This is a genomic window from Arthrobacter sp. H-02-3, assembly GCF_003097355.1.
In the GTDB taxonomy this organism is placed as follows: Bacteria; Actinomycetota; Actinomycetes; order Actinomycetales; family Micrococcaceae; genus Arthrobacter; species Arthrobacter humicola.
In genome coordinates this window covers 81,777-92,121 of sequence record NZ_PYUI01000020.1, presented here as the reverse complement: position 1 = coordinate 92,121, position 10,345 = coordinate 81,777, and the positions used below count along the sequence as shown (strand labels likewise).

The window sequence follows — 10,345 nt, the reverse complement described above, 5'->3', positions numbered from 1 at the left end:
TCCCAGCAGGGAACCCCGGCCCACCCTGGACTCCGTCACTTCGGAACCCCGGAAGTCACGAACTCCGGAAGTCTGTCTGTACGTGAGTCACAGAGTCAGTGATTGCCCCATCCGGGCGCCGACCACGCAGTCCCGCCGGACCGCCTCCGAACCGCGTAAGTCTGTCACTCTGTGACATCCGGACGCACGGAACTGCCGGACTCTGTACAAACCGCGCCGGCCAACTCTGAACCGCCAACCGCCAGGAGCGGCCTCCCGGTAAGCCGCCGAGTCGGTGAGTCCGCGACTCTGTGACTCTGTAGATCTGTGAACAAAGTTCCCAGCAGGGAACCCCGGCCCACCCTGGACTCCGTCACTTCGGAACCCCGGAAGTCACGAACTCCGGAAGTCTGTCTGTACGTGAGTCACAGAGTCAGTGATTGCCCCATCCGGGCGCCGACCACGCAGTCCCGCCGGACCGCCTCCGAACCGCGTAAGTCTGTCACTCTGTGACATCCGGACGCACGGAACTGCCGGACTCTGTACAAACCGCGCCGGCCAACTCTGAACCGCCAACCGCCAGGAGCGGCCTCCCGGTAAGCCGCCGAGTCGGTGAGTCCGCGACTCTGTGACTCTGTAGATCTGTGAACAAAGTTCCCAGCAGGGAACCCCGGCCCACCCTGGACTCCGTCACTTCGGAACCCCGGAAGTCACGAACTCCGGAACCGGTAGGTAAGCCACTTCAAGACGACGCCGCACCGCTAGATCCAGCCAGCTTCAGCAGGATGTGGCAGAAGGAGCTCGGTGGCTTCGTAGTCAGGAGAATGGCAGCCAGGCGCGGTTGACTGGCCTTGAACTGAATCACGGGGGAGTGGTCTCTTTAGCCGACCCAGAGGCCTTAAGCGTTACAGACTTACAGAGTTACAGAGAAACGAAGTCACTGACTCTGTGCGTCTACGGCGTTTCTTCCGACCGAAGGGGAGTCGGGCTGGTAATTTTGGCGTAGCGCTTGCCGGCGACTTGGATACAGATGTTCTCTGCCTTGAATCGAGCTCACCCGTTTTCTCGGGTTGCGAAGCCTGGATGAGGTCCCAATCCGCCGTCGGTCCGAGTGCCATAGAAACCAAAATTAAGGAAGCACTCATGAGGGTCGTAGCTGTCGTCAACCAAAAAGGCGGCGCCGGGAAAACCACCACGGTGATGAATCTCGCCGCCGTTGCCGCCCAGAGCTCGAAAGTGCTTGTCGTCGACGCCGACCCACAAGGGTCAGTAACGATGTGGGCAACCAATGCAGAGGAACTCCCCGAAAAGGAACAGCTGCAGTTCGACGTCGCGACTGAGACGGATCCGGAAGCACTCACACAAATGCGCGGTCTCGACTACGACACGGTCTTCGTCGATACCCCCGGTAACTTGGAAAACATTCAGGTGCTCAAGGCCATCGTCAGCCAGTCGGACTTCATTGTGATGCCTACAGAAGCAACTCCTTTGGCCCTTCTGCCTCTCGTCTACACGTTCGAGAAAATAGTCCAGCCCTTCGGCCTGGACTACAGGGTCGTGATCACAAAAGCCGATTCGCGTTCCCCGCAAGATGCCCTGGATGCACAGGAGATGTTGCGAGAGCAGGGGATCCTCGTATGCAACTCGTTTGTTCGAGCGTATAAGGCACACGAGCGGGCACCTATGTATGGAACGGTGGTTACTTCTTACGAGAAGACCCGCAACTCTGAGAAAGCAACTATGGATTACAAAGACGTCGCCTTGGAACTGTTTAGTCTCTGGGCCAAGACCAGGAAGGGCTGACCTCGATGGCGCTCAAAGGCGGATTCAAAAACTTTGCCAACCAGACCCGGGAGATCAAAGAAGCCCCTCCCATTGACCTAGATGGAGATGCGCCCGTCCTGCACATTGTCCATGAGGCCGCTGCATTGCATCATGGCTCACAATCGCACTCGACAGCACAAGTTGCCACGCCTGCGCCGGCTGCTCAGCCGGCACGAACCGTGACAAATGGGGGAGTGGAGTCCGAAGTCGCGGCCCGGTTTGAGGATGCCGTTGTGAAGCCCTCTTCGACCCAAGAGGTACAAGAGGTTAAGGGACCAGTCGTTTCGAGCCATACCCACTACACAGATCTGGTCCGTAAGGAATTACGGCTGCACGCAGACCAGGCCGATGAGCTGACAGTACTCGCTTCGAAGGTTCAGCGTGCCCGCAGGGAAAAGGGGGAGCGGATCACCGATAACACCCTGATCCGCGTTGCCGTCGACCTGCTGCTGGAGCGCCAGAAGGAGCTGGTGGGTTCTACAGAGGATGAACTCCGCGTTGCCTTGGGTCTGACCCCGCGGGCCTAAAAATATCCCCGTTCCCAACGACCAGGAGCGTCTGACTACTGGGGATCGTACCCAAATACTCTGTGAGTACGTTATCCACAGACTTACAGAGTCCGTCACTACCGGACTGCCAGACTGGCTGTCTTCGTTTTGGTCTGATCACCGTGCCCTAGTGAAAGCCATGTTCGGGAGGGCCCACTCGTCGGGTGGCCCCTCGAAGGCCTCCCACGGGTAGTCTTCTCCGGGGGAGAGGAGCTCGGCGACGGTGTTGACGTTCTTGGAGAGCCATTCTTTCCACAGGATCCGTTCAATCCGGTAGCGCTGCAGCTGCGCCGCGACAGCTTCCATGACCCCGAAGTGCTCGGCGAGGTCTTTCAGTGACGTCGAGGCCACCACCGACCAGGCCCGTGCATTCCGGGCAATCATGTTCCAGGCGGCCATCACCTCAAGCGCCTCCGTGACAGCTGTCCTGGAGAGTCTGGTCAGCTTGACGATCTCGGATGTTGACAGGCCGGGGGAGTGTTCCAATGCTTCGTACACGAACGCCGCCGGCAGTCCCAGTTCCCTGAAAACCGGGCGAAGTGCGTGGATTTTCCCCTTCCGCCAGGAAAGGTCTTCGGCCGCGGCCTTCACCTCCTCCGGCACGGTCAGCATGTAGAGGTCTCCCTTGGTACCCCGGCCTTGTTCGACCAGGGTCACCAACGGGTCCTTCTCGCTGCGCAGGGCTCTGAGGTGGGATCCGACCGTGGTGTGGTCCAGGCCGGTGGCCACCGCGATGGACCGGTCACCGAATTCAATGAACCTGGACCCGGTCATGTGTGCTGCCTCCCCCAGCGACCTCAGCACCATTCTCCTGGCAAGCCCGGTCCTTGACGCGGTGTAGGAATGTTCCCTCAACCGCAGTGCATTGCGCCAGGTCCGGACAAACCGATGCTCAGCGTCGGAATTCGATGAAATCGAATTCCCCTGTAGTGCGGGGGGCTGTGGATTTGGCTGGCTTGTGGGGGATATACGGGCATTGTTCTTTCCGTTCCTGGATCCGGGGTTTTTGCTCAGATACGTGATCGCATTCAGCCAGTCCCTGCGCAACGCCGGGACCCGGTGCCGGGAGGCATAGCGGGCATAGAAAGAGGCCAGTCCGGGCCAGGTCCCCTGCATCATCCGGCGTTCGACCTCGACGAGTTCCAGTCCGGCGGCCGCGGCCCCCGTGACAATGGCCTGTCGTGCCTCCGAATCGGAGGCGTACCGGTTGGTGTCGTACAGCCCCGTCCGGGCCATGAGCTGCATGGTCCGGGACATCCGCCCGGCAGGGTGCTGGAGTCGGGGCGCCTCGGCGGTGGCCGGTGTGATTGTGCCTTCGAGACGGAGCGCCCTGACCGCGGCGATCTCCCCCGCCAGATCGGCGTTCATGGCTGCCCACACGGTGGCCGGGTTGGGCCGGCGGGCAACGTCGTAGGCCATGGACAGGCTCATGGCGAGTTCCTGGTATCCGCCACGCTTGTGCGGGGACCCGGGCGTGCGCATACAGCCATGCAGGAGGTTCTGGTGCGGGGTCTTGTCCAGGCTCCGGTACCGGGTGCCCAGCGCCTCGACAAGATCACGCGCTTCCGAAAAGGTGACCCGCTGCTCCAGCGGGACGTATACGTGCCGGCCGCCGTTGGGGGAGTAGTCCTCAATCCAGCGGGCACCGACCGAATGCAGCCAGGTCTGGACGGCCCGGACATCGGCTTCGACCCAGTCAACACCAGCGACGGACGAGTCAAAGTCAAGGAAAATAGCAGCGCAGGTGCCGTCCTTGCCGAAAATCCGGACGGCAGCGGGGAAGGCCGGAAGCGCTGGGGTTAGGGTTCGTTCGTGTTTTTGCGGGTACGACTTTCCGCCGTCGCGGGAAAGGCGTATGCGAGGCTGCCCGGCAAGCAAGAGCGCTAGTGCGGCCCAGGCTTCGGCAGGACGGCATGGTGCATGCGGCGCGCCCGAACTCTGTGAGTCTGTGCATGCGCGCATCTCGTGGGGTACGATGATGCTATTCCTCTCAAGGGATAGGAAGATGCCCGGACCACAAGGCCCGAGTTGATTCTCAAGGACTCTCTACCTCGTCGCCGGCAAGCAAAAAAGGTAGTGAGTCAAATGCTTAGAAGGCCCGCCTCGTGCGGGCCTTCGTCATTTAAGAGGCGATGCGGCCAATGGGCAGCTCCTCCTGAAACTTAGGGTGGTCGTGACGCTCCAGATCGACTTCAAGCTGCTTTGCCACAACCGAAGCCACGTAGTCCGTGATCGTGACGCCCTCCGCTTCGGCCACCTGCGCGACCTGGTCGGCCATCTCGGCAGGCACACGAAAGCCAATGTACTTGCGGAGGCCCTTGCTGGGGCGCCCGCCTCCCCGATGTGCAACAGCAGTCATGTGTCATGTCCTTTGAATCTCGTACAGACTGTCTTCACCTGTACTGGCTTCAGTGCTGTAAATCGTTCGTAGCCCTCAACAAGTTTTAGTTACTGTTTTAGGTTCCTCCGAACCTAGCATTCAAGGGACCGCTGGAAGCGGATTTGGTTACTGTAACTACTGCGCGTGTCGCCTTCGTTACATTGTCATTCCCTTTAGGGCAGGCGACGCCGTGGCGAGCCTCTGCTACGGTCTGGCCGTCGATTACCCTCGGGGGCGCCGCGGATGTCGACGCTGATGTCGACGGATATGCGGTTCGCTCCGGAGGTAGCGTTTACGCCGCGCGGCCGCTCAAAACCTCAACGACCATGTCTGCCTTCTGATATGCGTCGAGTTGCGCGAGGGCGGTCGCTCGCGTCCCAATGACCTCGATCAAACGCGTCTCGATCATTGCTGCTCAGGTGTCCAGTTCTGGGTCATCGGGATTCCTGTTCCTTCTTTGACTGCTGCTGTTTTCGGAAGCTTGGTAGGGTGGCTCCTTGCCACGGCGCGTCTGGCGCTGATTTCATAGTACACATTACTGAAATTTTTTCAGTTGACTACCGGAGCAGCTTAGATATGGAACAGGCCGCACTGACCGCGGACGTCATTGAGACCTTGAATCTTCCGGCGTACCCGGATCTGGGCGACGTAGTGAACGCGGTTGAAGAGAAGTACGGCAAGCGTCTGGTCTTCGAGGAAGGCACAGCGGCCAGCCTCGGGGAAGGCGTCACCGGCCACTGGATCGATACCCCCAGCCATGGCATCGTCAGTTACCTGCGGGGTGCCAAGGCTTGGAGTGTTCATATCGTGCTGCATGAACTGAGCCACATCCTTTTGGGCCATAAGGGGAAGCCTCTCGACGGACTTATCGCGGGGTCTTTCTTCTCCGGTATTGGCAAGCGGAATGGTGTCAGCTGGATGTGCCGTGCCGTGGACGTTCCCCTGGACGAGGCCGAAGCTGCCGCCGAAAATTTGGCCTTTGGCCTGGCCCGGGTTCTGCATGCCACGCCCGTGAAGAAGGCCACGAAGGCAGAACGAGTGTTTGGCCTATGATCGCCGCTGCGTTCTGGATCCTGGCAATAGTATTTGTCTTTCGCCTATATTTCGTCGCTCGCTGGGGGTCCTCAACGGCGTTTGTTGGTGCGATCGGCATCGGTGTCCTCGGCCTCTTTTTTACAGGTGTCGTCGTCCCCGAAGAAGCCATTGATGGTGCCCTTGGCGGCATCAACTTTCTGCACCTCGTTCGCAATATGTGCGTCACGTGTGCCGTCTGGCTGGTACGGGAGGGAATCTTCGCTGCCTACTCTCCGGATGAGAGCTATCGCTCACGCTTCAGCCACCGACCCGTTGCAGCCGGCCTTGGAGCGCTTGCGATCACCATTCCGTTCCTGTTCCAGGAGTTCGTTCCGACGACACTGAGCTACGTGCCGGAAAATGTCCAGCAGCTGCCGGTCTTCGTCTATGCCAGCGTCTACATGGGCATTTTGGCGTTGCTCGCTGTTTCCGTCCTTCGCATCTGCCTCCGCCCTCAGGAAAGCCTGCCCGTCCGTGTGAGTTCCCGGGTGGTCGCATTCGGCATGGCTCTGGTCGCACTCGCCTCGGTCGAAGAGCTCGCGTACATGACCGCCATGCATATCGATGTGGGCGGTTCCTCTCTCCATCAGGTTTTGTACGCCTTGTTCAGTCCGCTGTTCTACGGCGGAGTTCTGCTGACTTCTCTCGGGCTGGGCATACCCCCGCTCGTTAAGGCGTGGCGCCGCCTGCAGCTTTGGGACCGGGCCGCCTTGATCTTCCTTACGGCCACGCTGGGGAGAGCCTATTGGGGCCTCTCCCGTGCGGCTTGGCTGGCGGCCATCGTGACCAGCTTCTATGCGAAGCACCCCTCCGCGCGCCTGTATGAGTACGTTATTCGCTCCAGCGATCACAAGGTCGCTCTCTCCGGGCGATCCACACCTATCCTTGCCGGCCGTGTCCTGGACGCGGTCCAAGCCCGATTTGATGGCGGCGTCGGTTCTCTGGAATCGGTGCTGCCGGTAAAGGCACCTCAGTGACAGCAGCAACCACGACCCGAACCACCGCAGAGAGGTCCACCACAGCCATTGGGCGTGTGGCCAGGTCCGCAACCGAGATCGCGCAGCCGCCCTTGGTGTTGTCCCTCCTGCTGATTTTGGCTTCTCTGCTGAGTAACCAGTGGGTGGTCTCTATCTGGTCGGGCATAACCGCTGCACTCTGCATCTGCCTGGTGCCATTTGCTGTCGTACTGATGCTTGCCAAGAAAGGCCAGCTGACGGACCACCACGTGGGAGACAAGAACCAACGCCGCCCGGTCATGCTCTGGACCTTGGTTTCGTCGCTGCTTGGCTGCGCAATCCTCGCCGTCATCGGGGCACCCCAGCCCGTCTGGGGGCTAATTGGCGGGATTCTTTGCGGGATCGTGGCCCTCATTCTGGTCAGCCCGGTCTGGAAGATATCGGGCCATGCAATGACGTTGGGCGGCGCGACCGTGTCAGCGGTACTGATGTTCGGCTGGCTCGGTCTTCCGTTCGTCGTGGCGGCCCCGCTTGTCTGCTGGTCCAGGGTCTATCTCCGGGATCACTCAGCTCCTCAGGTCATTGCCGGGTTCATAACCGGCGTAGTCGCATTCGGAGCCTCATATACTCTCATTGTCGGCTGATTTTCACGTGGCACTCCACGAAGCCGCGAAGGCCTCACAGGGGGTCTCAACGATGACGGAATTAGAAGGAGGGCTGTGACTTTGCTACCGCTGGCAGAGCGCTTCCCTCGGGATGTGGCCGCCCTGGTTGGCCGGGAGCAGGATCACGCGTGAATTCGAACGACAACCCCATAGATCCTCGCAGCGATAAAGAGGTTCTCGCGTCGAAAATCCAGCTTCTTCTGGACATCGTTCATGCCAAAGACGCCGACAGTTTCACGTACGAAGACGTTCGACAAGGTCTCGCGGAACAAGGGCTCACGCTCACAAGGACGCGCTGGCATCGGCTACTGGCCGGCTCTCCTGATAACCGCTGGGATCCGGAGCTGCTGAAGGCACTTGCGTACTTTTTTGACGTTGACGAGAACTACCTGCTTCAGCGCAGCGGTCCGATCCCGGAGCGCGTCGAGGCTGAACTCCGCCTGATAGAGGCTTACCGCATTGCCGAGGTAGAGCACTTCGCAGCGCGGGTTTTGGGGGAAGTGAACATCGACGCCCTTCGCGCGGTGACTGAAGCACTCCGAAACCTTCCACCCAGGCCCGAGAAGAAACGCCCGACGAACTGAAAAATTTTCACTACTGAAATTTTTTCAGTAGACTCTAGGGCATGACATGCTCCAGGTGCCCGCTACGGCCTGACCGTGCACATTGAGTGGCATCAAAGGTGCAGCCCCTACGACAGGTTTGGGGGGTAGTAGGGGCTGCACCCCCGCGGCGACTGCACCTCAGATGCGCACACAGGTCGCAGCCCCCATGGGCCCAAATCCCGTTCCACCCGCCCGTGATCTGCAGGCTGACGGGGTGGTCCGCAGTCTCGAATGCGGCCATATTGAGCGCTTATTCTCCCGACAGATATCTCATGTAGATGAGGCCCTGCGCCCGAAGCCTGGCCAAGTCTATGGAGTAGTGAACGCGCTGCCCGCTGCGGGCCCCAGCTTCGCCTGCGGCGGAGACGAGCCCTTCCGCCTCAAGCGTCTTGATATGCGCGTAGACCTGCCGGTAGTCCACGCCAATGCGCTTGGCGATGTTTCCCGTCGTGTCGCCGTCAAGATGCTGGGCCAGGTCCCTGATAACAGCCGCCCGCAGGGTGTTGGCGTTGAACACACTCAAAGCCTTTGCAGCCTCTTGCGGCTGTCCGGGGAATGGCTCGTAGATGCGGGGCATTCGTCAATTCTCACCCACCGCCGCGCCCTCAAGAAGTATCAACATATTTTTGGTGATGCTAGCATCACTTTAAAGATGATGCTTTTGATTGCAAGTGTCCGTCAGGACAGCCAAGAGGGGGAACTACCGTGAAGCCAAAAGGACTTCTGCTCCGCACTGCGGTTATTGTGCCGATACTCTTCCTGGGTTTGATCCTGTCGATCGTTCTGCTCGTCGGGCCGACACCTGCTGTGGCTGACTGCGGCCCGGCCGTGTCCGTTGTCATCGACGGCAGCGCCAAGGTCGAGAGGTACACCCAGGAGCAGCTCAAGAACGCCGCCGCCATCATGGGCGCCGGCAAGGCACTGAACCTGTCCGTCAAAGGCCAGATGATCAGCGTCATGGTCGCCCTGGGCGAGTCCGGATTGCGGGTCCTGGATACCGGCGACGGTGCCGGCCCAGACTCCCGCGGGTTGTTCCAGCAGCGCGACAACGGCGCATGGGGCTCCTACGCAGACCGCATGGACCCCACCAGAAGCGCAACGAACTTCATCAAGGCCCTGCAGGGCGTGCCCGGCTGGGAGCTATTGGAACCGACCCTTGCCGGTAACAAGGTTCAACGCAACGCCGACCCGTACCACTACCAGAAGTACTGGCCCGAAGCCGTCAAACTCGTTCAGGGGCTCTCGAACTCGAAGTTCTCCCTGCAAGGCAGCGGCTGCGCCATCCCCGGACAGTCCGACGTGGGGGATGACTACCCGTGGAAGAACTCCCCGACCTGGTCGCAGGCCGGAGCGAACACAGCCAGCACCTCGCCGCTGGGCATGTACTACCGCGAGTGCGTGGACTTCGCCCTGTGGCGCGTAAACCAGCAGATGGGCTCAACCAGCGCACCGTTCAAATACCTCAACAGCACGTTCCGCCCGGACAGGCAGGGCCTCGGCTCGGCCCTTACGTGGAGGGCCGGCTGGGACGCCAAGGGCTGGCCAACCGGCAGCACCCCCCGGGTCGGTGCCGTCGTCTGGTACGCCCCCGGTGCCGGGGGAGCGGACCCGAACTTCGGCCACGTCGCGGTGGTCAAAGAAGTAAAGGACAACGGGACCTACGTCGAAGAGGGCTACAACGGCAACCCGGCTCCGGCGGACCACAGCTACTACACCCGGACAGTGGCCAACACCGTCCCCTCCGCTTTCCTGTACCTGCCCACCCAAGAGGAGAAGAAGTGACGAAGCCCCTGACCCTGCTCTCCGTGGCGCTGCTCTGCGTTTCCTGCGCACCGGTGGCGAACACGACGCCAGCGGCATCAACCAGCCAGCCCACAGCGTCCGCGCCGGTCTCACTGAGCGCCAACAGCGGACCCCAGGCGCCCGGGGGCACGGCCCCGGCCACGACCGGCATCACCTGGGATCAGGCCAGCAAGGACAAAGCGGTGGAAGTCGCCGGGAAGGCAATGACGGACTTCGCCCGCCCCACGGTGGAGGACAAGCAGTGGGCCAATGACCTGGCCCGCTGGCTGACCCCGCAAGCGACCGCCGACTACTCGGCGGTGAACCCGGCCAACATCCCGGCCAGCCGCATCACCGGCCCCGCCACCCTGAGCGTCGATGAAGCCAACGGCTTCGGCGTCATGGCAGCGGTCCCCACCAACGCCGGGACCTACACGGTGCAGCTGCTCCGCACCGGCAAGGACGCCCCGTGGAAGGTCAACCGGCTCACCCCGCCCGCGTCCTAAGCGCCGCACCCCTCCATCCCACACAC

The 10,345-nt window shown here is 61.1% G+C and carries 11 protein-coding genes; 8 read left to right on the top strand and 3 right to left on the bottom strand.

What is annotated here, in order from left to right:
• The first annotated feature begins 1,122 nt into the window (after positions 1 to 1,122).
• Entirely contained in the window at positions 1,123 to 1,782 is a 660-nt protein-coding gene (locus tag C9424_RS17060) for a ParA family protein (RefSeq protein ID WP_161958246.1), read from the top strand.
• A 5-nt stretch (positions 1,783 to 1,787) separates the two neighbouring features.
• Positions 1,788 to 2,330, top strand: coding sequence for a hypothetical protein (locus C9424_RS21725; protein WP_202615909.1), 543 nt, complete (start codon positions 1,788 to 1,790; stop codon positions 2,328 to 2,330).
• Between the two features lie 138 nt (positions 2,331 to 2,468).
• Here C9424_RS21725 and C9424_RS17050 read toward each other — a convergent pair whose 3' ends face one another.
• Together C9424_RS17050 and C9424_RS17045 are read right to left on the bottom strand one after the other, a co-directional pair.
• The gene (locus C9424_RS17050; RefSeq protein ID WP_116768078.1) at positions 2,469 to 4,313 is read right to left on the bottom strand and encodes a helix-turn-helix domain-containing protein; all 1,845 of its coding nucleotides are present in this window, start codon (positions 4,311 to 4,313) and stop codon (positions 2,469 to 2,471) included.
• Between the two features lie 160 nt (positions 4,314 to 4,473).
• Positions 4,474 to 4,710: a hypothetical protein gene (locus C9424_RS17045; protein ID WP_116768077.1), complete on the bottom strand. Its 237-nt coding sequence runs from the start codon at positions 4,708 to 4,710 to the stop codon at positions 4,474 to 4,476.
• 597 nt (positions 4,711 to 5,307) lie between these two features.
• Between C9424_RS17045 and C9424_RS17040 the strand changes: the two genes are divergently transcribed.
• The 4 genes from C9424_RS17040 (at position 5,308) to C9424_RS17025 (ending at position 8,010) form a co-directional block, all read left to right on the top strand.
• Entirely contained in the window at positions 5,308 to 5,784 is a 477-nt protein-coding gene (locus C9424_RS17040) for a hypothetical protein (RefSeq protein ID WP_116768076.1), read from the top strand.
• The gene (locus tag C9424_RS17035; protein ID WP_116768075.1) at positions 5,781 to 6,782 is read left to right on the top strand and encodes a hypothetical protein; all 1,002 of its coding nucleotides are present in this window, start codon (positions 5,781 to 5,783) and stop codon (positions 6,780 to 6,782) included. The genes C9424_RS17040 and C9424_RS17035 overlap by 4 nt, the downstream gene beginning before the upstream one ends.
• Positions 6,779 to 7,405 carry a phosphatase PAP2 family protein gene (locus C9424_RS17030; RefSeq protein ID WP_116768074.1) on the top strand — a complete coding sequence of 209 codons (627 nt, stop codon included), beginning with the start codon at positions 6,779 to 6,781 and terminating at the stop codon, positions 7,403 to 7,405. Before C9424_RS17035 ends, C9424_RS17030 begins: the two co-directional genes overlap by 4 nt.
• A gap of 149 nt (positions 7,406 to 7,554) precedes the next feature.
• Positions 7,555 to 8,010, top strand: coding sequence for a hypothetical protein (locus C9424_RS17025; protein ID WP_116768073.1), 456 nt, complete (start codon positions 7,555 to 7,557; stop codon positions 8,008 to 8,010).
• Between the two features lie 271 nt (positions 8,011 to 8,281).
• Here C9424_RS17025 and C9424_RS17020 read toward each other — a convergent pair whose 3' ends face one another.
• Positions 8,282 to 8,608, bottom strand: coding sequence for an ArsR/SmtB family transcription factor (locus tag C9424_RS17020; protein WP_116768072.1), 327 nt, complete (start codon positions 8,606 to 8,608; stop codon positions 8,282 to 8,284).
• A 128-nt stretch (positions 8,609 to 8,736) separates the two neighbouring features.
• Here C9424_RS17020 and C9424_RS17015 point away from each other — a divergent pair, with 128 nt between their 5' ends.
• A complete protein-coding gene (locus C9424_RS17015) occupies positions 8,737 to 9,813 on the top strand; it encodes a CHAP domain-containing protein (protein ID WP_116768071.1) in 1,077 nt (358 codons plus the stop codon).
• The gene (locus C9424_RS17010) at positions 9,810 to 10,319 is read left to right on the top strand and encodes a hypothetical protein (protein WP_116768070.1); all 510 of its coding nucleotides are present in this window, start codon (positions 9,810 to 9,812) and stop codon (positions 10,317 to 10,319) included. Before C9424_RS17015 ends, C9424_RS17010 begins: the two co-directional genes overlap by 4 nt.
• Positions 10,320 to 10,345: the final 26 nt, after the last annotated feature.